Source organism: Streptomyces olindensis, from assembly GCF_040645895.1.
GTDB lineage: Bacteria > Actinomycetota > Actinomycetes > Streptomycetales > Streptomycetaceae > Streptomyces > Streptomyces olindensis.
In genome coordinates this window covers 1-22,636 of record NZ_JBEYZD010000090.1, presented here as the reverse complement: position 1 = coordinate 22,636, position 22,636 = coordinate 1, and the positions used below count along the sequence as shown (strand labels likewise).

Sequence of the window (22,636 nt, the reverse complement as noted above, 5' to 3'; positions counted from 1 at the left end):
TCAGGGCGCGTCCACACTGTCCGGGGTACAGAACTCAGCCTCGACGGCCGCGTCCTCCAGGCGCTGCTCGCCCCAGTCGCCGTTGCGGTTCATGGTCATGGCCCGCCGGCCGTCCGCCGAGGCCAGGGCGCGGGTCGCGGAGCCGGGGATCATGCCGCCGTGGCCCCAGGCCCAGCAGCCCTGAGCGAGCTTGAAGTGCCGCAGGCCCAGGCCGTAGACGTCCTGCGGACCGCCATGTCCCTTGTCCCCGTCGACGGGGACGGCGTCGAGCAGCTGCCGCTGCTGGGCGGGCGGCAGCAGCTCACCGGCGAGCAGCCGGGACAGGAACCTGTTGACGTCGCCGACCGTCGAGATCATCTGTCCCGCGGAGAAGGCGACGGTGGGGCTGAACTCGGTGACGTCACGCACCTTCGCCCGCGGCCCGTCCTCGAACAGCGTGGAGTAGTGCCTCGCGTGCGGTGCGGGCAGCCGGGGCGATGCGCCCGGCACACTCGTGCCCCGCAGACCGAGGGGCCGTATGACGAGGCGCTCGACCGCGTGCGCGTAGCTGCGGCCGGTGGCCTTCTCGACGACCATGCCGGCGAGGAGGTAGTTGGTGTCCGAGTAGTCCCACCTGCCGGGCCGGCCGGGCCTGCTGCCCTGCTCCGGCTGGAAGTTCGGAGGGTGGCGGAGGGCGATGTCCACCAGCTCTCGCGGCGACCACCTGACGTGGCGGTTCCGCTCGAACTCGTCCCCCGCGTACCGGGCGCGGAAGCCCTCGTCCATGTTGTAGTCGAAGATTCCGCTCGTGTGGTTGAGCAGGTGCCGCACGGTGATGTGCGCGGGCCGGTACCCCTTGCCGTGCACCACTCCCGGCAGCCACAGGGCCACGCTGTCGTCCAGCGACAGCTTCCCCTCGGCTTCGAGCTTCAGGAGCACCGTGGCGGTGAAGGTCTTGGTCACGCTGGCGATGCGGAACCTCTCGTGCGTGCTCCGAGGCCTCTCCGTGCCGAGCGCGCGGACACCGGCCCGTCCGGCCCAGACCCCGTTCCGGTCGCGTACCTGGGCGATGACTCCGGGCGTGCCCTGCGCGACGATCTCGTCCAGGACGGCCTGGGTCCTTGCGTGCGGGGCCTGTTGCTTCAGGTGTAATCGCGGCGGAGGGTGGTCGGCCGCACAGGAGGGGACGGCGGCGAGCAGTCCCAGGACGGCGGCGAGGGAGACGAGGAGCGGACGGCGGGACGAGTGCTGTTGGCTCATGGGATCAGCTCACCAAGTGGCCGGCCCTCACACCATCGGGAACCACCCGGAAAGGGATCGGGGACACGACCTAGGGGCGTCCCACGGCTCCGCCCTTCGCCAGGGAAGACGCGGCCGCCTCACTCCCCGGCCGCGTCCGCCGCGACCTGGGCGAGGGTGCGGCCCGACTTGGCCGAACGCGCGCGCCGGGGATCCGGGGCGCCGTGGGTGCGGGAGCCGCCCCCGGTCCGCTTCACCAGCAGCCAGGCCTCCTCGCCGTCGCCGTCCCGGTCGCCGCGGAACCGGGTGAGGGCGTACTCGCCGTGCAGCTTGGAGCCGCTCAGCCGGAACGTGGCGTGGCCGCGTTCCAGCGACTCCGCGAAGTCCACGGGCCGCCCCTCGCGGTCGTGGCTCAGCGGCTCGTAGGTGCCGTGGTCCCACACGATCACCGTGCCGCCGCCGTACTCGCCGCGGGGGATGACCCCCTCGAACTCCTCGTACTCCAGCGGATGGTCCTCCGTGGGCACGGCCAGCCGCTTGTCCTTCGGGTCCGCCGAGGGGCCCTTCGGGACCGACCAGGACTTCAGCACGTCGTCCACCTGCAGGCGGAAGTCGAAGTGCATCGTGCTCGCGTCGTGGATCTGCACCACGAACCGGGGCCCGTCCCCGCGGGCGGCGCCGCTGCCCCGGGGCTCGCCGGTCCGGTCGAAGTCGCGTCTGCCGCGGTAGTCCCGCAGCCGGTCCCGGTCAGCCACCCGCGGCTCCTTCCTGCCTCGCGGGCCCCGGGTACCCGTCAGAACTCCTCGTGCACCTCGGGGTCCCCGCCGACCCGCCGGTGCGCCCGGGCCGCGACGGCGTTCATCTCGTCCGCGCTCAGCTCGAAGCCGAAGACGTCGAGGTTGGCGCGCTGCCGCTCGGGGCTCGCCGACTTCGGGATGGGCACCGCGCCGAGCTGCGTGTGCCAGCGCAGCACGACCTGCCCGGGCGTCACCCCGTGCGCCTCGGCGACCCGCGCCACGGCCGGGTCCTGCAGCACGGGCGTGCCCCGGCCCAGCGGGCTCCAGCTCTCGGTGACGATGCCCTTGCCCGCGTGGAAGGCGCGCAGCTCCTCCTGCGGCAGGGAGGGGTGCAGTTCGATCTGGTTGACGGAGGGCAGCACCCCGGTCTCCTTCTCCAGCCGCTCGATGTGCCCGGCCGTGAAGTTCGAGACGCCGATCGACCGCACGAGACCGTCCTCGCGCAGCCTGACCATGGCCTTCCAGGAGTCGACGTACCGGTCCACGCGGGGCAGCGGCCAGTGGATCAGGTACAGGTCGACGTACTCCAGGCCGAGGCGGGCCCGGGACTCCTCGAAGGAGGCGAGGGTCTCCTCGTAGCCGTGGTGGCGGCCCGGGAGCTTCGTCGTCACGACGATCTCCTCGCGGGGCACCACACCGGAGGCCACGGCCCGGCCGACCCCCGTCTCGTTGCGGTAGTTCGTCGCCGTGTCGATCAGGCGGTAGCCCGCCTCCAGGGCGGAGAGCACGGCCTGCTGCGCCTCGTCGTCGCCGAGCGGCCAGGTGCCCAGGCCCAGGGCGGGGAGCGTCGTGCCGTCGTTGAGCGTGTGCGTCGGGATGCTGATCACCGTCGGACCTTCCCGTTGACTGTGTCGTCCCTCCAGCGTCACGGATAGGGTGAGCAATGATCAACCGGACAGGTGGGGGATGAGGACGGCGGACGGCATGGGCAGCGCCGAGCGGAAAACGGCGTCGGGAGCGGGGCGTCCCACCTCGCGGGACGTGGCCCGGCTCGCCGGCGTGTCGCACACCGCGGTCTCCTTCGTGTTCAACGGCCGCGCCGAGGGCAACCTCTCGCCCGCCACGCAGGAACGCATCCGGCAGGCCGCCGCCCGGCTCGGCTACCGGCCCGACCCCGTCGCGCGCGGCCTGCGCCGCAGCCGTACGGCCGTGATCGGCCTGGTCACCGACGAGATCGCCTCCTCCCCGTTCGCCGGGCGGCTGCTGCGCGGCGCCATGGACACCGCCTGGGCCGCGGAGCACTTGGTCCTCACCGTCGACTCCGGCGGCGACCCGGCCAAGGAGGACGCGGCGGTCGCCGAACTCCTCGACCGGCGCGTCGACGGCATCATCTACGCGGCCATGTCCCTGCGCCGCGTCCGCGTCCCCGAGGGCCTGCACCGCACCCACTCCGTGCTGGCCAACTGCCTGCCCGAGGACGACTCCCTGCCCGCCGTCATCCCCGCCGAGCGCGCGGGCGGCCGTACGGCGGCCCGGCTGCTGCTGGAAGAGGGGCACCGGCGGGTGGCGCTCGTCGGCGGCCAGGACGACATCGCCTCGGTGGAGCGGCTGCGCGGCTTCCGCGACGCGCTGCGCGCCGAGGGCATCACCGTGCCGCGGGACTGGGTCGTGCGGACCGGCGGGGAGATCTCCGGCGGGTACGAGGGCGCCGCGCGCCTGCTCGACGGGGCACCGGCCGAGCGTCGGCCCACCGGGATCTTCGCGTACAACGACCGGGTCGCGGCGGGCGTCCTGCACGCCGCGACCCGGCTCGGGATCGCCGTACCCGGCGAGTTGTCGGTGGTGGGCTACGACGACCAGGAGCACATGGCCGCGCACCTCGCGCCGCCCCTCACCACCGTCGCCCTGCCCCACCGGGCGATGGGAGAGGCCGCGGCGCGGCTCCTGCTGGACTCCATCACCACCGGCCGGACCCCGCCCGCCACCGTGCGGCGCCTGGCCTGCCCGGTGATCAGCCGCGCGTCGGTGGGACCAGCGCCCACCCGGTGACGGTCGCGTCCGGCCCCGTCACGTCCAACTCGCCGACGTCGTCGGCCCGTCGGTAGACGCGCTCGGTGACCATGGCCCGGTCCCCGACGAACAGCTCGTACAGCGAGCCGTCGACGAGGACGCGCACCGTCAGCTCCTCGCCCGCCGGCACGTGGACGACGACCGGAGCCCCGGCCTCCCGGCGGGGCCAGGCGTCCCGGTCCAGCGTGACCGTGCCCGCGTCCGGATCCAGCAGGACCGTGAGCTCGGCGCCCGCGGCGGAGCGCAGCAGACTCACGGTGGTGCGGCCGCGGGCGCTGACGGTCAGGTCGTACGCGTCCGGCAGCGCCACCCGGCCCGGGGCGGTGACGAACGGCTCGGCGGCACGCAGCCGGTCCAGCTCCGGCGCCGGGCTCACGCGCAGTGCCCCGTCCGGGTGGACGTCGACGACGCGGGGAGCGGTCAGCACTCCGGCCCAGTCGGCGTCTCCCTGGTCCCGGGCCTCCCAGGACCAGCCCCACATCAGGGCCCGGCCCGGCTCCTGCAGCACGGTGGGGGCGTAGAAGTCGCGGCCGTGGTCGAGCCGGCCGCCCGCCCGGGCGGAGAAGCGCAGGTCGCTGTCCAGATGACCCGTCAGGTATCCGGTGGTCCACGGATGGCCGTCCCACAGCGACACGACCAGCACCCACTCGCCCCCGCCGGTCGCGTACAGCTGCGGGCACTCCCAGCCGGTGGCCCGGTCGCCGAACGCCGCGCGGGCGGCCGGGTCATGGCCGTCCAGGAGCACCCCGGCGAACCGCCAGTCGGTCAGGTCGTCGCAGTCGTACAGCAGGACGGACGGAGTGCCGTCGGCGTGACCGGCGCCGACGAGCGCCCAGCGCCGGCCCTCGTGCCGGAAGACGAACGGGTCGCGGAACATGGTCACGTCCAGGCCCTCCGGCGGGCCCGCCACCACCGGCGTGGGCAGGGGAGTCCACTCGGCCAGCGCGGGGTCCTCCGGGTCCGCCGCCCGGGCCAGGCAGACCGCGCCGAGACCGGTGTGGTGCCGGTCGACGCCGGTGTAGACGGCCGTCGGCACGCCCCCGTCGTCGACGACGCACCCCGACCAGCAGCCCGCCTCGTCCGGGCCGCCCGGGGTCGGCGTGAGCGCGATCGGGTGGTGCTCCCAGCGGGCGAGGTCGGGACTGGAGGCGTGGCCCCAGTGGACGTTGGCATGCACCGGGGCATCCGGGTTGTGCTGGTAGAAGAGGTGGTAGCGGCCGCGCCAGCGGAAGGGACCGTTCGGGTCGTTCATCCAGTGGGCGGGCGGGCGGACCCGGAAGCGCGGGGCGTGCGGGTCCTGCGGGGGAGCGGCGAGGCTCAACGGTTGACTCCAGCGGAAGTGATGCCCTCACGCAGAGGGCGCTGGCCGACGACGAACACGAGGACGGCGGGGATCATGGAGAGGACGACACCGGCGAGGACGACGGAGATGGAGCCGGTGCCGAGGTTGCCCTGGAGGGAGACCAGCCCCAGCGGCAACGTGTAGTTCTGGCCCGAGGTCTCCAGGATCAGCGGCCGGAAGAACTCGTTCCAGTGGTAGTTGAAGGCCAGGACACCGACGATCGCGAGGCCGGGCGCGGCCAGCGGGGCGTACACGGACCGGAAGGTCCGCCAGGGCCCGGCCCCGTCCAGCATCGCCGCCTCGCCCAGGTCCTTGGGCATGCCCAGGAAGTACTGGCGCATCAGGAACGTGCCGAAGGCGGTCGGGAACGCCGGGATGATCAGGCCGAGCAGGGTGTCGGTCAGGCTCATCGACTTCAGCACCAGGAACACCGGCACGATGGTGACCTGCAGCGGCACCATCATGGTCGCCAGGACCAGGCCGAACAGCGGCTTCTTGAAGCGGAACTCCAGCCGGGCGAAGGCGTATCCGGCCAGGCCCGCCGTGATCATCTGGCCGACCGCGATCAGGCCCGTGACCAGCGTGGAGTTCAGCGCCAGCAGCCACACGTCGATCTGGTCGAACACCCCGCGGTAGGCCTCGGTGGAGGGGTTCGCCGGGATCAGCTGCGGCGGCAGGTCGAACGCCTCGGCGGGGGTGCGCAGCGAGGTGGAGACGGTCCACACCACCGGGCCGAGCGTGAGCAGCGCGCACACGGCCAGCGTGGCGATCCGCGCCCAGGGCGCCAGCCCGTGCCGCACACGGCTGTAGGACAGGGTTGCTTGGCTCATGGGAAGACTCACCCGGCTCACTGGTAGTGGACGAAACGCCGGCTGAGCCGGAACTGGAGGGCCGTGACCGCCATGATCAGCACGAACAGCAGCACGCCCACCGCGGACGCCTCGCCGAAGCGGAGCTGCTCGAAGGCGCTCTCGTAGATGACCATCACGACCGTGCGGGTGGCGTCGCCCGGCCCGCCGTTGGTGAGGACGTAGGGCTGCTCGAAGACCTGCAGCGCGTTGATGATGCCGACGACGGAGGCGACCAGCAGGGTCGGCGACAGCAGCGGCAGGGTGACGGACAGGTGCTTGCGCAGGCCCGTCGCGCCGTCCAGGGCGGCGGCCTCGTGGATCTCCTTGGGGATGTTGTTCAGGCCGCCGACGAACAGCAGGAACGAGAAGCCGAACTGCTGCCAGACGTAGACCAGGACGACCGTCGCCATGGCCGCGTTCTCCGACGTCAGCCAGGGCACCGGCGCGATCCCGACGAAGCCGAGCAGCCAGTTGATCACCCCGAAGTCCTGGTTGAACAGGTACTTCATCACCACCGAGATGGACGCGGCGGACAGCACCAGCGGGAAGAAGAACGCCGAGCGGAACACCGACCGCAGCCACACCGGCATGCGCCCGTTCACGGCCAGCGCCAGGACCAGCGCGACGAGCAGTTGCAGCGCCACCGCGAACACCATGAACACCAGCGTGTTGCGGAAGGACACCAGCACGGTCTCGTCGCCGAACACCTCACCGTAGTTGGCGAGCCCGGCGTAGCTCGGCGAGTCGATCACGTTCCAGTGGAAGAGGCTCAGCACCACCGAGCCGATGATCGGCACGACCGTGAAGACGACGATGCCGACGATCGTCGGGGCGAGGAACAGGGTGGCGAGCAGCCGGGTGCCGCGGTCGCGGGCCGGGGGCCGCCCCGCCGCCGGGGACGGCGGCGTCTCGGGCCGTGCCGCACGCGCGGGCGGTATCTGGGTGTTCGTCATACCTCACGCTCCATGGCCTTCTCCAGATCGCCCTGCATCCGGCGCAGCGCGGGTCGTACCGAACGCGGCGAGGCCAGGGCCGTGCCGGTGTGCTTCAGCAGCACCTGCTCGACCTCGGCGACCTGCGGCGGCGCCGGGATCGGTCCCGTGTCGGGGAAGCGGTCGAGGGTGTCGTAGAAGACCGGCCAGTGCGCCGGGCCGGTCTTCTCGTAGCGTTCGGCGGTGAGCAGCGAGCGGCGGGCCGGGGTCGTCTGGTTCGTGGCGAACAGCCGCTCCAGGGTGTCCTTGCGGGCGGCGTACTTGATGAACTCCCACGCCTCGTCCTGCATCGTCGAGGTGCGCAGCAGCGCGTAGCCCGCCGCGCCGTACTGCATGCGCTGGGTGCGCCAGCGCGGGAAGTACTGCACGTCGAACCCGTCGCGGTCCATGCCCGCCAGGTGCAGTCCGCCCGCCCAGAAGCCGCCCGCCGGGGTGACCCCGACCCGGCCCGTGGAGAACACGCCGATGAGGTTCTGGCCGTTGCCGCCCTCGGGGCGGGTGCACAGGCCCTCCTGGATGAGTGAGGCCAGGTAGTCGTAGACCTCCTCCACGCGGTCGTGCGTGGCCTGCGGTGTCGTCCAGCGGAAGCCCCCGCCGCGGCCCCGGCGCTGCCCGGCCGGGTAGAAGCCGTCCCACAGCCACTGCCCGCCGGGCGCCTTCGACTCGGCGAGCAGGTTCGTGTCGTTGGCGAACAGCCACGGCACCACGCCGCCCCAGAGCCGGTTCGTCCAGAAGTACGGCGTGAAGCGGGAGCCGCTCGACCGCTTCATGTCCCGCAGCAGCGCCGTGAAGTCGTCGCGGGTCCAGTCGGCCGGCGGGAACGCGGCGCCCGCCCGGTCCAGCACCTGCCGGTTGAAGTACATGTCGGCCGCGTTGAACTCCACCGGCAGCTGGTAGAGGCTGCCCTCGTACATCATCGACTCCACCAGCGAGGGGTGGACGTCCGCGAAGTACTCCTTCAGCTCGGCCGCGTCCCGCTTCACCCACGTGTCCAGGGCCACGCCGAGGCGCTGCGCGAACAACTGCACGCCCTCGGTGGCGACGTAGACGAGGTCGGGGGCGGTGCCCGCGGCGACCTGGGTGAGGATCTTCGCGAAGAAGTCGGACCAGTCGACGGCCTGGACCGCGTTGATCCGGAGCTTGATGTCGGGGTGCAGCTCGGCGAAGCCCTCCTGGAGCGTACGGATGGCCTCCGGCCCGTAGGCGGGGCCCAGCGTGGCGACGACGAGGGAGCCGTCGTCCCGGCCGGGGATGTCGGCTCCGGTGAGCCGGTCCCAGCTCGCGGCGGTGCCCGCCAGGGCGGCGGCCCCCGCGCCGTAGGCGCCGTACCGCAGCAGGGCGCGGCGGGTGAGGTGCGAGTCGGTCATCGTGTGAAGGGCCTAACTCGTGTTAGCCGTGGGTTGATGCCCCAGATGATGTGAGCGCGACGAGAACCTGTCAAGGCGTGGGACCGCTTGACCTTTAACGAGTTAGGTCCGAAAGTCCTGATCCCATGAGCCGATGTCTCCGACAGGAGGAGCGAGTGTGATGGGCGGGATCACCAGGAGAGCGCTGTTCGCCGGTTCGGCCGTGGGGACCGCCGGGGCCCTGCTGCCCGCGGCGGGCCCGGCCGCGGCCAAGCCCCGGACGAGCCAGGCGCGTTACCGCGCCGCGTACCACTTCACGGTCCCCGAGCAGTGGAAGAACGACCCGCAGCGCCCGGTCTGGATCGACGGGGAGTACCACTACTACTACCTGCACAACGCCGACTACCTCGCCGGCGAGATCGGCACCGCCTGGCGCCTGGCCACCAGCCGTGACCTGGTCTCCTTCACCGACCGGGGGATCGCCGTGCCCAAGGACACGACCCCCAACGGCGACGTCTGGTCGGGCTCGGCGGTGGTCGACAGCGGGAACACGGCGGGCTTCGGAGCGGGCGCGGTCATCGTCCTCGCCACCATGTCCCCGCACGACGGGCCGGCCGACCAGGCGCAGTACCTGTACTACTCCACCGACGGCGGCCGCACGTTCCGCCCGCACGGCACCGCACCGGTGCTGCCCAACCCCGGCGTGCGGGACTTCCGCGACCCCAAGGTGATCCGCGACGAGGAACGCGGCCGGTGGGTGATGGCCCTCGCCGAGAACGACAAGGTGGGCTTCTACCACTCCGCCGACCTGAAGTCCTGGACCTACGTGAGCGGTTTCGTGCGCGGCGGGATCGGCGTGCTGGAGTGCCCCGACCTGTTCCGGATCCGCGCCGCCGACGGCACGGCGAAGTGGGTGCTGGGCGTGAGCGCCAACGGCAAGGGCGCAGGGCTGCCGAACACCTACGCGTACTGGACGGGCACCTTCGACGGCAGCGCCTTCACCGCCGACGCGGCCGATCCGCAGTGGCTCGACCACGGCTGGGACTGGTACGGAGCCGTCACCTTCGACAAGCGGGGCGCCGACGGCACGCTCGACGAGCGCACCCGCTACGCGATCGGCTGGCTGAACAACTGGGACTACGCCCACATCACCCCGACGATCGACAGCGACGGCTTCAACGGCACCGACTCGATCGTCCGGGAGGTGACGCTGCAGCGCGGGGGCGACGGCACGTACCACCTGGCGTCCAGGCCGGTCGCCGCGCTCGACCGGTACGTCTCGCGCACCGTGCGGCTCGGCGACCTGGCGGTGGAGGGCACCCGGATCCTCGACTACCGCGGCACCGCCTACGAGCTGACCTGCGAGATCACCTGGGACCAGCTCGCGGGCGCCGGACTGCAGCTGAGGCGCTCCCCGGACGGCGTCCGGCACATCGACGCCGGCGTCCACCGCGACTACGCCTTCCTCAACCGACGCCCCTCGGTGTCACCCGACATGACGGGCCGCTGGCAGGAGAGCCGGAGCCCCTTCGATCCGGCCCGGCGCGCGGTGCGGCTGCGGATCCTGGTCGACCGCACGTCGGTGGAGATGTTCGTGGACGACGGCCGGTTCACGCACTCGTCGGCGGCCTTCCCGTACCTGGTCGACACCGGGCTCGCGCTGTTCACCATCGACGGGAAGGCGGTGTTCCGGAACGTCGTGATCCGGGAGTTCACCGTGTGAGGACGCGGTGCGGTGTCGCCACCGGCCGGGATCGCTGTCACGATCTTCGGGACGGACCCGGCCCACGACCAGCGGAGTGCGCATGACGACGGACAGCCGGACGACGGACGAGGCGGTGCGGGAGGCCGGACTGGAGGTGAGGCCGGTCGCCGGGTACATCGGCGCCGAGATCCACGGCGTCGACCTGGCCGGCGACCTCGACGACAGCGTCGTCGCCGCGATCAGGGCGGCGGTGCTGCGGTGGAAGGTCGTGTTCTTCCGGGGCCAGCGGCTGGACCACGCCGGGCACGTGGCGTTCGCGCGGCGGTTCGGGGAGCCGGTGGTGCTGCCGCGCCGCGGCAAGGCGTCGCCGCCGGACTTCCCCGAGATCGAGACGACCGCCGACCGGCTGGAGCTGGGCGGACGGTACGGCATGGAGCACGACGAGTGGCTGCGGCGGCGCCGCCACACCCTGCTGCGCGGCTGGCACTGCGACCACGGCGCCCGCGTCGACCCGCCCGCCGCGACGATCCTGCGCGCGGAGACCGTCCCGCCCTATGGCGGCGACACCACCTGGGCGAACCTGGCGGCCGCGTACGCCGGGCTCTCCGCGCCGCTCCAGCGGTTCGTCGACGGGCTGCGGGCCGAGCACCGGCTCGGCGTCGGCTACCAGCCGCGGCCCGGCGACGACGCCTACGTGCGCCACCTGCTGGACCGCCAGGTCGCCTCGCTGCACCCCCTGGTGCGCGTCCACCCCGAGACGGGCGAGCGGATCCTGTACGTCAACGGCTACTACGTCGAGCAGATCGACGGCCTCTCCCGGCCCGAGAGCGGCGCGATCCTTCAGATGCTGCTGGAGCAGGCGGTCCGGCCCGAGTACACCGTCCGGTTCCGCTGGGAACCGGGCAGCGTGGCGTTCTGGGACAACCGCGCCACCATGCACCTGGCCCCCGGCGACACCGCCCACCTCGACCATCCGCGGATCATGCACCGCGTGATGCTCGCCGGGGACGTCCCGGCCGGTGTGGACGGCACGCCGTCGGAGGCGATCACCGGGAGCGAGCCCGGGCGCTGGTGACGCCTCAGGCGGCGGGCCGCCACCCCAGCGCGGGGCCGAGCTTCGTCGCCATGTCGGTGAGGATCTGCGCGTAGTCCTCGTGCTCGAAGGTGAACGGCAGCGCGAACGCCACCTCGTCCACCTCCCGGAACGCCGCGTGCGCGTGCAGCCGCTCGGCGATCTCCGCCGAGGTGCCCACCAGGTCCGGCGCGAACAGCAGCCGTGCCGAGCCCTGCGGCTCCGCCGTACGGGGGGCGCGCCGGGCCGCGTACTCCTCGTACCGGGCGCGCTGCCCGGGCGAGGCGGAGTCTGTCGGGATCACGACCAGGCCCTGCGACACCCGGGCGGCCTCGCCGTCGGGGTGGGCCGCCCGGAACGCGCGGATCTGGGCCAGCTGGATCTCCGCGAAGTCGTACGGGCCCTCGGGCTCCTCGGCCTTCACCACGCTGCTGGTGAGGAGGTTCATGCCGTGCTCGCCCGCCCACCGGGCCGACCGCAGGCTGCCACCGCCGTACCAGAGGCGGCGGCCGAGGCCCGGGGAGTGCGGCTGCACCCGGTCCGAGAAGGTCTCGAAGCCCTCCACACCGCTGAAGCCGGTCGCCGGCTCGCCCCGTACGAAGTCCAGCAGCCGCTCCACCCGCCCGTAGCCGAAGTCCTCGGCGTCGGCCGTGTCCGGGTAGAGCGCGCCCTTGACCCGGTCGAAGTGCATCGGCGGGCCCACGCTCACTCCCGGGTTGAGCCGGCCGTCCGACAGCAGATCCACCGTGGCCAGGTCCTCCGCGAGCCGCAGCGGGTTCTCCCAGCCGAGCGGGATGACCGCCGTGCCGAGCTCGATGCGCCGGGTGCGCTGGGACGCGGCGGCCAGGACGGCGACGGGGGAGGAGATGCCGTACTGGAGGTGGCGGTGGCGCACCCACGCGCTGTCGAAGCCGAGCCGCTCGCCCAGCTCGATGATCTCCAGGGTGGACTCGTGGCCCCGGCGCGGGTCCGCCTCGTCGAACAGCCCGATGGTCAGGAAGCCCAGCTTGCGCAGCGGTCGCGGAGTCGGTGACACGGACCCTCCATCATTGAACGTTCAAGTGGCTACGTCCGTGCCAACCCGGCCGGGCCCCGCGCTGTTCCCGCCCCGGCGGATCAGATCAGCGGGATCGTCACCTCGTCCTCGACCGGCGGGGCGAGTTCCTGGGCGCGGTTGCCGGTGGCCGCGTGGCAGCGCAGCCGGACCGCCTCCGGGGAGACGTCCAGGCGCAGGAAGCACTTGAAGAACGGCGGGCTGTACGTCGCCGAGCTCGGCGAGAACAACGACGTGTAGATCTTCCGCACGGGCAGCCGGAACCGCTTCGCCTTGTCGGGGCGGCGGCCGGTGCCGAGCAGCCCGGCGACCAGCCGCACACGCCGGCTGATCCGGGTCGAGGCGTCCGGGGTGCGCGCCGGCGTGATGCCGAGGCGCTCGGCGATCACCGCGGTCGCCTCGGCCTCGGTGAGGGTGAAGAAGCGCGGCATGCGCAGGCGGCGGCCGTAGAGCCGGCTGTAGAAGGCGAGCGAGTCGCCGCGCAGCGGGTAGCAGCGGAAGTCCCGCTCGGTGACGCCGGCGACGCCGACGCGCGGGATGGTGTGGGTGGCGTGCATGAACGCCCCGCCGCCGCCCGCGACCACGTACTGGATCGTGCGCCCGTCGTCGAGCCGGACCGGATAGCGCTGGTAGTTGTGGATGTCGCCGCCGATCGCCGCCACGTAGTGGTGCGCCGGGTCGCGGACGATCGCGTCGACGGTGCCGCCCCCCTCGATGGCGCACGGCTCGTGCCGGCCGTCCACGTACAGCGGCGAGCCGGTGATCAGGATCTTCGGCCTGGGCCCCCGGGAGACCTCCCGCAGCCAGGCACCCTGCTCGGCGTCGAGCGTGCCCAGCAGGCCCGTGTCGATGCCGATGATCCGTACCGGCCCGGAGTCGATCGCCCAGTACGGGCCCGGCTGGACGGCCTGCTGGGCGGGGGCCGAGCGCATCGTCCGCGCCTCGGCGAGGCGCCGGCCGTCGTCCGGGCGCGGCCGGTGCCACAGCAGCGACCGCAGCCAGGCCCGGGTCAGCGGGCGCGGCCGGGGCTCGGGAGGCAGCGGCGGGGCGTCGTCGCAGAAGACGCGCATGAAGCCGCCGAGATCCTCGTACCAGTCGTGGTTGCCGGGTATCGCGTAGATCGGCGCCGGGTAGTCCCGGTAGGGGCGGAAGAACTTGGTGCCGTAGTCGTCCGCGCTGCCCACCGGGTAGATCACGTCGCTCGCCAGGATCGCGAAACGGCTGTCCTGACCGGTCTTCAGAAAGCCCGGCACCACGGCGTACTGGGGGTCGTCGCCCTCGCCGGTGTCGCCGATGACCAGGAAGGAGAACCGGTCCGGGTCGTCGCGCCGGATCACCTTGTCGGCCGGTGCGCCGGCGGCCTCGCGCTGTGCCACCCACCGGCCGCGGGTCCGCCCGGTGGGGTCGCCGAACCAGGAGGCCAGCACGCCGTTGCGGGCCGCCCACAGCATCCGGGGGTCGAGCCAGGAGATCTTCTCGACCTGCTGCGGCATCAGCCGCCGGTAGTCGCCGCGTTCGGCGGTGCCCCAGCCGGCGCCTTCGGCGGTATCGCGTGAGGAGTCAGACACCGGTGCACCGTAACAATCGATCTCCGGGCCGCCCGCAGGCGGGTTGCTCACCGCCGGCGGACGGGCGGTGCCGCGTCGTGGTGCGAACCGCGCGGTGCGGGAACGGAGTTGGCGCCCGTGGTGACCGGGTGCGGCGCGGACGGCCGCTCGCCCAGCACGAGCAGCGGATCGAACATCACCACGACCCCGGCCAGCAGCAGGAAGACGACGGGCCCCAGCAGCATGGGCAGCAGCAGGGACAGCGGTGACTCACCGGCCCACGTCCCGCCCGTGGTGTCGTGCACATGGACGCTGACGGCGGCCATGCCCGTGTAGTGCATCCCGGACACCGCCACGCCCATCACCAGGCTCGCCCCGAGGCTCGTCCACAGGCCGCGGACCGTGACGGCCGCCCAGAGAGCGGCGGTCGCGGCGCCGATGGCGATCAGCACCGACAGCGTGACACCGAGCGGGTCGTAGCCGATGTCGCCGTTCAGCCGCATCGCCGCCATGCCCAGGTAGTGCATGACGGCGACGCCCAGCCCCGTGACGACACCCGCGACCGCCAGGGTGGCACCCCTCGTGCCGCGGTAGCCGACGATGAACACCCCGACGCCCACCACGACGACGGCCACGACGAGACTGAGCACCGTCGTGGCCGCGTCGTACCGGACCCGGGTCTCCTCCACGTGGAAGCCGGTCATGGCGATGAAGTGCATCGTCCAGATGCCGCATCCGATGGAGGCGGCGCCTAACGCCAGCCAGCCCGGCTTCCACGACCGCGAGTTCAGCAGCGAGCGCACGATGCACCGCAGCCCCAGCGCCCCGCCCAGACAGGCCATCAGATACGCCGCCACCGGGGTCACCGCACCGTAGCGGAACCCCTCGACCGTGCCGTCCATGAGCCAACTCCCCCCGAGTCACGGCTGTGTTCAGCAAGGTCTACGCGCAGGGATCGGGAGAGGGCAAGCCCTTACCGACGGTAGGGCGGCAACTTCTGTCGACGAGCAGTCGATTGGGGTCAGAATGTGCGCTTCAGCAGGTCGAGCAGGGCCACCCAGTGCCGCTCCTCGCCCTCCTGGTGGTAGGAAGCGGTGTCCTTCTGCGTGAAGCCGTGGGGCGCGCCCGTGTACACCTCGCACCGGTGGCGGACGCCCGCCGCGGTCAGGGCCTCCTCCAGGCGCTCGATCTGCTCCGGCGGCAGCGACGGGTCCTCGTCGGCGTGGCCGAAGTACAGCTCGGCGGTGACCCGGCCGGCCACCAGATGCGGGCTGTCCGGCGTGTCCGTCGCCAGCCGTCCGCCGTGGAAGCCGGCCGCGGCCGCGACCCGCTCCGGATGGGTGCCGGCGGTGAGCAGCGACAGCCGGGCGCCCATGCAGTACCCGGTGAGCGCGACCGGCCCGTCGGCCACGGCGGGCGACTCGGCCAGCCAGCGCAGGTAGGCACCGGCGTCCCGCATCGCCCGCTCGTTCGTCAGGTCCTGCATGACCGGCATGATCCGCTCGAATATCTCCGGACGCGCACCGGGGTCGATGAACTCGGGCAGATCGAACAGCGGGGCGCGGCCGTGCCGGTAGAACACGTTGGGCACCAGCACCGTGTAGCCCTCGGCGGCCAGCCGGTCGGCCATCGACCGCAGCTGCGGACGCAGCCCGAAGGCGTCCATGAACAGCAGGACCGCCGGGTGGGCGGCCCCGTCGGCGGGACGGGCCAGATACGCGTCGGCGATGCCGTCCTCGGTGGGGATGTCGACAGCGGTTCCCTGTACGGCGGTCATGGCGGGGCGGCCTCTCTACGGGGCTTGGGCGATGAACCCGTCCGCGTGACGGGGCGGATCACGGTCATCGTGACACGCCGCTTCCCGGGGCATTTCGCCCACCCCCGGCACGCGGTGCAACCGTGAACGGCCCTTGAAGCGCCCTTTACCCGAACCGTGAGGTGTCGTCCTACTCGAACCGTGAGGTGTCGCCGGCGCCACGCCGCACGACCTCGGCCTCCCCACCGGAGAAGTCGATGACCGTCGTCGGCTCGGTGCCGCAGTCGCCGGAGTCGACCACGCCGTCCAGCACGTGGTCGAGGAGGTCCTTGATCTCCCAGCCCTGCGTCATCGGCTCCTCCTCGCCCGGCAGCAGCAGGGTGCTGGAGAGCAGCGGCTCGCCCAGTTCGGCGAGCAGCGCCTGCGTGACGACGTGGTCGGGGATCCGCACGCCGACCGTCTTCTTCTTCGGGTGCTGCAGCATGCGCGGCACCTCCTTCGTCGCCGGCAGGATGAAGGTGTAGCTGCCGGGTGTCGACGCCTTGATCGCGCGGAACACGTCGTTGTCCACCCGCACGAACTGACCGAGCTGCGCGAAGTCCTGGCACACGAGGGTGAAGTGGTGCCGGTCGTCCAGCTTGCGGATCGTGCGGATCCGCTCGATGCCGTCACGGCTGCCCAGACGGCAGCCGAGCGCGTAGCAGGAGTCCGTGGGGTAGGCGACGAGGGCGTCCGCGCGGATGCTGTCGGCGATCTGGCCGATGGTGCGCGGCTGGGGGTTGTCGGGGTGCACGTCGTAGTACTTCGCCATCCGCCGAGCTTATGCCGCGCGCGTGGGTCGGCCGAGCAGGGTGGGGTGTCGGGGACGCCTGCCGTCTGCCGCCTGCCGCCGGGACGCGGGCCGGTGCGCCTGCCGTGTCCGCGGCTGAGGGACGGAGGGGGTGCGGCGAGAGGGCGGGCCGGGCGTCGCGGGGCAGGCGGGACCCTGCGGACGCCTGGGGCGCGTGCCGTCCGCCGTGCGGACCGGAATGAGCGGTCGGCGCACGTGAGGTAACGTCCCCGACCGGTGTGCCGGAGGCGGCGCGGGGAGCGAGGGGAAGGGCGAGTGGCTGGCCGAGAGGACGGGAACCGGCAGCAGGGGACGCCGGCCGGTGCGGCGTGGGCGGAGGAACTGCTGGAGCACCTGCGCCCGGCCGGGCGTGACGTCCGCAGGGTCGTCGCCTGGCTCGCCGGCGCCGTGCGCGGATCGGTCGCCCTGCAGGACGCCGACGGGAACCTCGTCGCCGGCACCCGGCTCCCCCTGGACCACGGCCTCGTCACGGACATCACCGCCGGCCGCATCGCCTCCGCCGCGTGGGAGGGCCGGGGACGCCACCTGCGCCTGGTCCGGGTGGACCACCCCTCCCGCGCCTGCGTCCTGGCCGTCTCCCGCGAGGCCCCCTTCGACCGGCGGGCCGCCGACGTCGTCACGCACACCGCCCAGGTGATCGAGCTGCTGCTGGCGGCGGGCGAGTCGACCGCGGCCGGACACCGGCTCCAGCGGGCCACCTCCGACCTGCGCCTGGCGATCCTGCAGCTGCTGATGGTCGAGGACACCATCGCCGCCCGCCGTGTCGCCGCCGGGCTCTGGCCCGGACTGCTGGACGCCGAGACGGCGTGCGTGTACGTCGTCGAGTCCGATCCCGCCGCCCGGGACCGCATCGCCGAGGAGTGCCTGGAGGGGACCCGGGAGGAGGCGCTGGTCGTGCGCTGCCCCGCCATGGACGGCCACGTGATCGTCGTCAGCCCCCGCGAGACCACCGGTGACGCCCTGCGGTCACTGGTCGGCCGGCACCCGGACACCTTCCTCGGCGGCAGCGTCCGGCAGAGCCTCGCACGCACCGCCACCGCCTACGGGCAGGCCGTCAGCGCCCTCGCCGTCGCGCACTTCCGGCCCGACAAGACGGCCGTGTACGCCGAACGCACCCACCCCGAACGCCTGATGGACCCGACGGCGCTGCGCGGCTGGACGGCCCGGCTGCTGCGCCCGCTCGACACCCTGCCGCACCACACGCGCGCCGAGCTCCTCGCCACCAACCGCCTGGGCCTGGAGTTCACGGCCGTCAACGCCGCCAAGGTCCTCGGCGTCAGCCGCAACACCGTCCGCGCCCGGATGGAACGCGTGGAGGCCCTGCTCGGCACGGACTTCGCCGACCTCACGGTCCGGGCCGTCGTCCACCTGGCGGTCAACACCCAGATCGGGCTGCCCGACGCACAGCTCGCGAGCGACCCGGCACACCCGGGACCGCGGCTGGCCGACCTGCTGTCCGGGCCCGCCGTGCGCACCTGGGCGCAGAACCTGCTGGGCCGGCTCGACGCCGACGCGAGGAACCCGCGCCGGACGCTGCGCACCTGGATCGCCGTCGGCGGCAACGCGGAACGGGCCGCGCAGGCCCTGGGCATGCACGCGCAGACCGTGCGCGAGCACGTCCGCAGCGCCGAACCGGTCCTGGAACGCCAGCTGCTGGCCGCGGGCACCGACCTGTACGAGGTCGTGCTCGCCCACCTGGCCCTGGGCGACCTCGACCTGCCGGTTTTCCACCCCCGCTCATGACCGGGCCGCCGCCGGGGGCAACCGGTTGGCGCACTCCCGGCGGGACGAAACCGGGCCATCCGGACTCGGCTGTGCACGGGTGAGCCCTGCCGGGCCGGCAGCGGGCATCGACGCGGTTCACAAGAACTCGGCCATGGACGTAAGTTCGAGACATCGCGGGGGCTCGACCGGAACGGGGGACCGGTCGCGCTCCCGCGCCCCCGCGTCCGGCCGCCTCAGCCCCGCAGCCGCACCGGGATCTCCTGCCAGCCGAAGGCGATGAACGACGGCACCTGGCGCAGGCCCTCGTCGCCGGTGGCCAGGCGCAGGTCCGGGAAGCGGTCGAACAGCGCCGGCAGCGCGGTGAGGGCCTCCAGACGGGCCAGCGGCGCGCCGATGCAGCGGTGGACCCCGATGCCGAACGACAGATGGTCGTCGGCCGTGCGCGTGGCGTCGAAGAGGCCGGCGTCGGGCCCGTAGTGCTCGGGGTCGAGGCCCGCGGCGGCGTACGTGGTGATGATGGCGTCTCCGGCCGGGATCTCGACGCCGCCGACGGTGAGGTCGGTGACCGCGAACCGGAGCGGCAGCGACGCGATCGACGGGTGCGCGCGCAGCGTCTCGTCGACCACGGCGTCCCAGCCGATCTCCCCGGACCGCACGGCCGCGAACTGCTCGGGGCGGCGCAGCAGGGCGACGGCCGCGTTGCCTATGAGGTTGACGGTGGTCTCGAAACCGGCGCCGATGACCAGCAGCAGCGTGTACAGCAGCTCCTCGTCGCTGAGCCGGTCGCCGTCCTCGTCCCGGACCCGGATCAGCTCGGTGGTCATGTCGTCACCGGGATGCGCGGCCTTGTGCGCGATCAGCGCGGGCAGCACCGTGCCGATCTGCCGCTGCACGGACGCCGCGTGCTCCGGGCTCGGGTCGGAGGTGTCCATGATGGCCGCGACGAGCCGGACCGTGTCCTCCCGCAACGCCTCCGGCACGCCGAACAGTTCGCAGATGATCCGCATCGGCAGCGGATGCGCGAACCCCTCCTTGAGGTCCACGGTCTCCTCGCCGGCGGCGTCGAGCGCGTCCAGCAGCTCCGCCGTGATCGCCTCCACCCGGGGCCGCATCGCCTCGGTGCGCCGGTGCGTGAAGCTGGGCGCCACCAGCCTGCGCAGCCGGGTGTGGTCGGCGCCGTAGGTGGAGAGCATGTTGACCACGCCCACCCAGCCCAGGATCCAGCCCCAGGACGGGTGCTCGCCGACCTCGGGCCACAGCCGCCAGTGCAGTCGCGGGTCCCGGCTCACCCGCGGGTCGAGGATGAGCTCCTTCAGCGTGTCGTACCGCGTGGGCGCCCAGGCCGGGATGCCGCCGGGCAGCTCCACCGGCACGATCGGGCCGAGGGCGCGCAGCCGGGCGCTCTCGCCGGCGATGTCGGCGCCCAGCGGGTCGAGGGCGATGCGGTCGGTCACGGTCACGGACGTCCTCCAGGCTGGTCGGGGGAGCGGGGGCTGAAACGGACGGGCAGCGCCGTCAGCGAGCGGTGGAAGGGACCGGGCCGCCAGGTGAGGCGCTCGCGAGGCAGCACCGGTTCCAGGTCGGGCAGCCACTGGGTGAGCCGCTCGATCGCCTCCGTGGCGATGAGCAGGGTGGGCTGCCGGACGGGGCAGGCGTGCGGGCCCGCCGACCAGGACAGGTGGGAGGCGTCCCCCGGGCGGCGCTCCTCGACGCGTTCCTCCTCGGCGGCCCGGGTGAGCGCCCCGTACGAGATCACCACGGGCACCGCGGCCCTGATCCACACGCCGTGGAAGGTGACGGGCGTGCGGGCGTAGTGGATGCCGTAGTTGGCGAGCGGCGTCTCGTGGTGCAGGACGTCGAGCACCGCCTCGGCGACGGGCCGGGCGCCGCTGGTGAGGGTCGAGTAGAAGGCGGGGTTGCCGAGGATCCTGGACAGCGCGTTGGACAGCAGGTTGGACGTCGGCTCGTAGCCCGCGCCGAGCGTGAGGAACACCTGCCAGGTGACCTCCTCGGGCGTCAGCCCGGCCGGATGGTCCAGCAGCCGGCTCGGCAGGTCCTCGCCGCGCCGCGCGGTCCTGGCCGCGATCAGCTCCAGCACGTATCCGGCGTACTCGGCCTCGCCCTGCGCGGACTGGGCGCCGCCCTCGATCACCTTGCCGATCGCGGCGTCGAGCCGGTCGCTCGCGCTGTCCGGCATCCCGAACAGGCTGTTGAACACCAGAGCCATCAGGGGCCTGGTGAACTCGCCGACCAGGTCGGCCTCGCCCCGCGGCCCGAACCGGCTCACCAGCAGGTGCACCGCCCGGTGCACCCGGGCCCGCAGGTCGTGCGGCTCCACCAGGTCGAAGGCGTCGATCAGCGTGGTGCGGTACCGCAGGTGCGCGGCGCCGTCGGCGAACAGGGTGTTGGGCCGCCAGCGCATCATGCCGAGCACCGGCGAGTCGTCGGGGACGGTCGCCTCCCACGGCCGGGGGTCGCGCGAGAACGTCTCCGTGTCGTGCAGCAGGTCCAGCGCCGCCCGCCGGTCGGTGACGACGTACGCCGGCACGCCGGGCGCGAGTTCCGCCCAGCCGACCGGGCCGTGGGCCCGCAGGGCGGCGTAGTAGGGGCGGGGGTCGCGGGCGAAGCCGTCCTCCCAGAGGCGGACGGGCGCGGTGCGGGAGAAGGCCTGCTCGGCGGGGGACGGGTGGGTCACCGGTGCTCCGGAGGGTGGTGGTCGATCAGATGCTGGACCAGCGCGAGCAGGGCGTCGATCGAGGAGTCCGCCTCCCGCGCGTCGCAGGTCACCATCGGGGTCGTGGGCTCCAGGTCCAGGGCGGCGCGCAACTGCTCGGCCGTGTGGTGGCGGGGCGAGTCCGGGAAGGTGTTGAAGGCGACCGCGTACGGCAGTCCGGACTCCTCCACCAGCCCGAGCACGTCGAAGGAGGCGTCGATCCGGCGGGCGTCGACCAGGACGAGCGCGCCGAGCGCCCCGTAGGCGATGTCGTCCCACAGGGCCCGGAACCGCTCCTGGCCGGGGGTGCCGAACAGGTACAGCACGATCCCGCCCGGCAGGCTGATCCGGCCGAAGTCGATGGCGACCGTGGTGGTCGACTTGTCCCGTACGCCGGCCAGATCGTCCACCTGCGCGGACGCCTCGCTCAGGGGCTCCTCGGTGTGCAGCGGGCGGATCTCCGAGACGGACCGGATCAGGGTCGTCTTGCCCACTCCGAAAGGCCCGGTGACCACGATCTTCACCAGGTCCTGGGCGGTGTCGGGCAGGTGGATGTCCGTGCCGTCGGGCCGGTCGTCAACGGTGCTTGAGGTCGCGGAGGCCATCGGCCACTCTCTTCAGCAGGTCGGGGTCGAAGCGCCGGGCGGGCGGGATCGGCGCACGCGCCAGCGCCAGGTCGCGGTCGATGAGGTCGGCGGCCAGCACGAGCACCGCGGAGACCGGCAGCCGCAGCAGGGCCGCGGCCTCCACCACCGTCAGCGACCCGTGCTCCAGTTCCTCCAGCAGCGCCGCCTGCGCGGCGGGCAGATCGGCCGGGGCCCGTTCACCGCTGCCGGTGAGGACCGACAGCCGCTCCAGATGGGCACGGCTGGGCCGCGCCACGCCGCCGGTCGACAGGTACGCGGGAACCAGGGGACGGCCGCCTCGGCGGCCGGTCATGCCGGCGCGTCGCCGTCGGCACCTCGGGGCCCGGCGGCCATCGCCTTCTCACCGAGGCGCGCCACCTGCGAGTGCACCCGGTGGGCGAGCAGGTCCAGGCGCACCTCGGGGTCGCCGTACGCGGCCACGCAGGTGCCGTGGTCCGTCGGCACGATGAGCACGTAGCCGTGGTCCGACTCGATGACGACCTGCCGGATGTCGGCCCGGTCGGTGTCGGCGAACGCCGCCGCCGCGGTGCGGCAGGCGCCCTGCACCGTGCTGGTGATCGCCGCGACCCGCTCGGCCGACGGCTTCGACAGCGCGTCGGTCCAGCCCGTCACGAGCCCGTCCCGGGTGAGCAGGACGGCGGCCACGACGTGCGGCACCTCCAGGACCGGTTCGAGCACCCATGCCGTGTCCCCCGTTGCGCGGCTGCTCATCGAGCCGTTCCCCCTTCGTCGTCGTTCCGGTCGTGGCCGGTGTCGTCGGCTGCTGTTCCGGCCGTGGTCGTGGCCGGTGCATCCTCAGATACGGCCGGGACGGCCTCCGTGTTCGGACCGGCGGCGGAACGGGCGGCCGCGGTGCCGGACTGGAGGGCGCCGAGGGCGGCGGCGGACTCCTCGGGGCGGCGGCGCGGTGCGGTCCCGGCGCCGGCATGGTGCTGATGGGCGCGGCCCGTGCCCTGGCCAGCGGTACCGCCGAGGCCTGGTACGTCGACACCGTCCAGTCCTGTTCCGGCC

The 22,636-nt window shown here is 73.1% G+C and carries 21 protein-coding genes and 1 pseudogene; 5 read left to right on the top strand and 17 right to left on the bottom strand.

Annotation, left to right across the window (positions count from 1 at the left end):
• The 3 genes from ABZ948_RS36280 to ABZ948_RS36270 all read right to left on the bottom strand — a co-directional run bounded on the left by ABZ948_RS36280 (position 1) and on the right by ABZ948_RS36270 (position 2,842).
• Positions 1-1,239, bottom strand: coding sequence for a serine hydrolase domain-containing protein (locus ABZ948_RS36280; protein WP_359766970.1), 1,239 nt, complete (start codon positions 1,237-1,239; stop codon positions 1-3).
• Between the two features lie 119 nt (positions 1,240-1,358).
• Positions 1,359-1,973, bottom strand: coding sequence for a DNA polymerase ligase N-terminal domain-containing protein (locus ABZ948_RS36275; RefSeq protein ID WP_359766968.1), 615 nt, complete (start codon positions 1,971-1,973; stop codon positions 1,359-1,361).
• A gap of 38 nt (positions 1,974-2,011) precedes the next feature.
• The gene (locus ABZ948_RS36270; protein WP_359766966.1) at positions 2,012-2,842 is read right to left on the bottom strand and encodes an aldo/keto reductase; all 831 of its coding nucleotides are present in this window, start codon (positions 2,840-2,842) and stop codon (positions 2,012-2,014) included.
• Positions 2,843-2,939: 97 nt separating this feature from the next.
• Between ABZ948_RS36270 and ABZ948_RS36265 the strand changes: the two genes are divergently transcribed.
• Positions 2,940-4,004 (top strand): LacI family DNA-binding transcriptional regulator, encoded by a 1,065-nt coding sequence (locus ABZ948_RS36265; RefSeq protein WP_359766989.1) that lies wholly within the window; start codon positions 2,940-2,942, stop codon positions 4,002-4,004.
• Here the strand turns inward: ABZ948_RS36265 and ABZ948_RS36260 are convergent.
• The 4 genes from ABZ948_RS36260 to ABZ948_RS36245 are packed head-to-tail and all read right to left on the bottom strand — an operon-like array spanning position 3,967 to position 8,577.
• Positions 3,967-5,346, bottom strand: a complete 1,380-nt coding sequence (locus tag ABZ948_RS36260) for a glycoside hydrolase family 32 protein (RefSeq protein WP_359766964.1) — start codon at positions 5,344-5,346, stop codon at positions 3,967-3,969. The two genes, ABZ948_RS36265 and ABZ948_RS36260, sit on opposite strands and share 38 nt — an antisense overlap.
• Entirely contained in the window at positions 5,343-6,197 is an 855-nt protein-coding gene (locus tag ABZ948_RS36255; protein WP_359766963.1) for a carbohydrate ABC transporter permease, read from the bottom strand. Before ABZ948_RS36255 ends, ABZ948_RS36260 begins: the two co-directional genes overlap by 4 nt.
• A 17-nt stretch (positions 6,198-6,214) precedes the next feature.
• Positions 6,215-7,171 (bottom strand): carbohydrate ABC transporter permease, encoded by a 957-nt coding sequence (locus ABZ948_RS36250; protein WP_359766961.1) that lies wholly within the window; start codon positions 7,169-7,171, stop codon positions 6,215-6,217.
• Positions 7,168-8,577 (bottom strand): extracellular solute-binding protein, encoded by a 1,410-nt coding sequence (locus ABZ948_RS36245; protein WP_359766959.1) that lies wholly within the window; start codon positions 8,575-8,577, stop codon positions 7,168-7,170. Before ABZ948_RS36245 ends, ABZ948_RS36250 begins: the two co-directional genes overlap by 4 nt.
• Positions 8,578-8,737: 160 nt before the next feature.
• On the opposite strand from ABZ948_RS36245, the gene ABZ948_RS36240 reads away from it, so the two are divergent.
• Complete coding sequence (locus ABZ948_RS36240; protein WP_359766957.1) at positions 8,738-10,279, top strand: glycoside hydrolase family 32 protein; 1,542 nt, start codon at positions 8,738-8,740, stop codon at positions 10,277-10,279.
• A gap of 82 nt (positions 10,280-10,361) precedes the next feature.
• Positions 10,362-11,336 (top strand): TauD/TfdA dioxygenase family protein, encoded by a 975-nt coding sequence (locus ABZ948_RS36235; protein WP_359766955.1) that lies wholly within the window; start codon positions 10,362-10,364, stop codon positions 11,334-11,336.
• A 4-nt stretch (positions 11,337-11,340) separates the two neighbouring features.
• Here the strand turns inward: ABZ948_RS36235 and ABZ948_RS36230 are convergent, their stop codons facing one another.
• The 5 genes from ABZ948_RS36230 to ABZ948_RS36210 all read right to left on the bottom strand — a co-directional run bounded on the left by ABZ948_RS36230 (position 11,341) and on the right by ABZ948_RS36210 (position 16,501).
• On the bottom strand, positions 11,341-12,369 hold the full coding sequence (locus ABZ948_RS36230) for an LLM class flavin-dependent oxidoreductase (RefSeq protein WP_359766953.1): 1,029 nt from the start codon (positions 12,367-12,369) through the stop codon (positions 11,341-11,343).
• A gap of 80 nt (positions 12,370-12,449) precedes the next feature.
• Positions 12,450-13,955: a metallophosphoesterase family protein gene (locus ABZ948_RS36225; protein ID WP_359766951.1), complete on the bottom strand. Its 1,506-nt coding sequence runs from the start codon at positions 13,953-13,955 to the stop codon at positions 12,450-12,452.
• 47 nt (positions 13,956-14,002) lie between these two features.
• Positions 14,003-14,836, bottom strand: coding sequence for an MHYT domain-containing protein (locus tag ABZ948_RS36220; protein WP_359766949.1), 834 nt, complete (start codon positions 14,834-14,836; stop codon positions 14,003-14,005).
• A 119-nt stretch (positions 14,837-14,955) separates the two neighbouring features.
• Positions 14,956-15,711 carry a dienelactone hydrolase family protein gene (locus ABZ948_RS36215; RefSeq protein ID WP_359766947.1) on the bottom strand — a complete coding sequence of 252 codons (756 nt, stop codon included), beginning with the start codon at positions 15,709-15,711 and terminating at the stop codon, positions 14,956-14,958.
• Between the two features lie 169 nt (positions 15,712-15,880).
• Positions 15,881-16,501: an L-threonylcarbamoyladenylate synthase gene (locus tag ABZ948_RS36210; RefSeq protein WP_359766945.1), complete on the bottom strand. Its 621-nt coding sequence runs from the start codon at positions 16,499-16,501 to the stop codon at positions 15,881-15,883.
• Between the two features lie 294 nt (positions 16,502-16,795).
• On the opposite strand from ABZ948_RS36210, the gene ABZ948_RS36205 reads away from it, so the two are divergent.
• Positions 16,796-18,283 (top strand): helix-turn-helix domain-containing protein, encoded by a 1,488-nt coding sequence (locus ABZ948_RS36205; protein WP_359766943.1) that lies wholly within the window; start codon positions 16,796-16,798, stop codon positions 18,281-18,283.
• 215 nt (positions 18,284-18,498) lie between these two features.
• On the opposite strand, the gene ABZ948_RS36200 is transcribed toward ABZ948_RS36205, so the two are convergent.
• From ABZ948_RS36200 to ABZ948_RS36180, 5 genes are read right to left on the bottom strand one after another with little or no spacing between them, the layout of a single operon-like run.
• Positions 18,499-19,725, bottom strand: coding sequence for a cytochrome P450 family protein (locus tag ABZ948_RS36200; RefSeq protein ID WP_359766941.1), 1,227 nt, complete (start codon positions 19,723-19,725; stop codon positions 18,499-18,501).
• Positions 19,722-20,960, bottom strand: a complete 1,239-nt coding sequence (locus ABZ948_RS36195) for a cytochrome P450 family protein (RefSeq protein ID WP_359766940.1) — start codon at positions 20,958-20,960, stop codon at positions 19,722-19,724. Before ABZ948_RS36195 ends, ABZ948_RS36200 begins: the two co-directional genes overlap by 4 nt.
• Positions 20,957-21,583, bottom strand: a complete 627-nt coding sequence (locus ABZ948_RS36190) for a GTP-binding protein (protein WP_359766939.1) — start codon at positions 21,581-21,583, stop codon at positions 20,957-20,959. The genes ABZ948_RS36195 and ABZ948_RS36190 overlap by 4 nt, the downstream gene beginning before the upstream one ends.
• Complete coding sequence (locus ABZ948_RS36185) at positions 21,555-21,917, bottom strand: DUF742 domain-containing protein (RefSeq protein WP_037758412.1); 363 nt, start codon at positions 21,915-21,917, stop codon at positions 21,555-21,557. Before ABZ948_RS36185 ends, ABZ948_RS36190 begins: the two co-directional genes overlap by 29 nt.
• A complete protein-coding gene (locus ABZ948_RS36180) occupies positions 21,914-22,336 on the bottom strand; it encodes a roadblock/LC7 domain-containing protein (protein WP_359766937.1) in 423 nt (140 codons plus the stop codon). Before ABZ948_RS36180 ends, ABZ948_RS36185 begins: the two co-directional genes overlap by 4 nt.
• A 32-nt stretch (positions 22,337-22,368) precedes the next feature.
• Between ABZ948_RS36180 and ABZ948_RS36175 the strand changes: the two are divergent.
• Positions 22,369-22,636 (top strand): annotated as a pseudogene (locus ABZ948_RS36175) (hypothetical protein); the annotation flags it as partial.

What these genes read in the sequence shown, in the direction of transcription:
- ABZ948_RS36280 (WP_359766970.1), bottom strand. Translation starts at nt 1,239, where the DNA reads ATGAGCCAACAGCACTCGTCCCGCCGTCCGCTCCTCGTCTCCCTCGCC.
- ABZ948_RS36265 (WP_359766989.1), top strand. Translation starts at nt 2,940, where the DNA reads ATGGGCAGCGCCGAGCGGAAAACGGCGTCGGGAGCGGGGCGTCCCACC.
- ABZ948_RS36255 (WP_359766963.1), bottom strand. Translation starts at nt 6,197, where the DNA reads ATGAGCCAAGCAACCCTGTCCTACAGCCGTGTGCGGCACGGGCTGGCG.
- ABZ948_RS36250 (WP_359766961.1), bottom strand. Translation starts at nt 7,171, where the DNA reads ATGACGAACACCCAGATACCGCCCGCGCGTGCGGCACGGCCCGAGACG.
- ABZ948_RS36245 (WP_359766959.1), bottom strand. Translation starts at nt 8,577, where the DNA reads ATGACCGACTCGCACCTCACCCGCCGCGCCCTGCTGCGGTACGGCGCC.
- ABZ948_RS36240 (WP_359766957.1), top strand. Translation starts at nt 8,738, where the DNA reads ATGGGCGGGATCACCAGGAGAGCGCTGTTCGCCGGTTCGGCCGTGGGG.
- ABZ948_RS36235 (WP_359766955.1), top strand. Translation starts at nt 10,362, where the DNA reads ATGACGACGGACAGCCGGACGACGGACGAGGCGGTGCGGGAGGCCGGA.
- ABZ948_RS36220 (WP_359766949.1), bottom strand. Translation starts at nt 14,836, where the DNA reads ATGGACGGCACGGTCGAGGGGTTCCGCTACGGTGCGGTGACCCCGGTG.
- ABZ948_RS36215 (WP_359766947.1), bottom strand. Translation starts at nt 15,711, where the DNA reads ATGACCGCCGTACAGGGAACCGCTGTCGACATCCCCACCGAGGACGGC.
- ABZ948_RS36210 (WP_359766945.1), bottom strand. Translation starts at nt 16,501, where the DNA reads ATGGCGAAGTACTACGACGTGCACCCCGACAACCCCCAGCCGCGCACC.
- ABZ948_RS36190 (WP_359766939.1), bottom strand. Translation starts at nt 21,583, where the DNA reads ATGGCCTCCGCGACCTCAAGCACCGTTGACGACCGGCCCGACGGCACG.
- ABZ948_RS36185 (WP_037758412.1), bottom strand. Translation starts at nt 21,917, where the DNA reads ATGACCGGCCGCCGAGGCGGCCGTCCCCTGGTTCCCGCGTACCTGTCG.
- ABZ948_RS36180 (WP_359766937.1), bottom strand. Translation starts at nt 22,336, where the DNA reads ATGAGCAGCCGCGCAACGGGGGACACGGCATGGGTGCTCGAACCGGTC.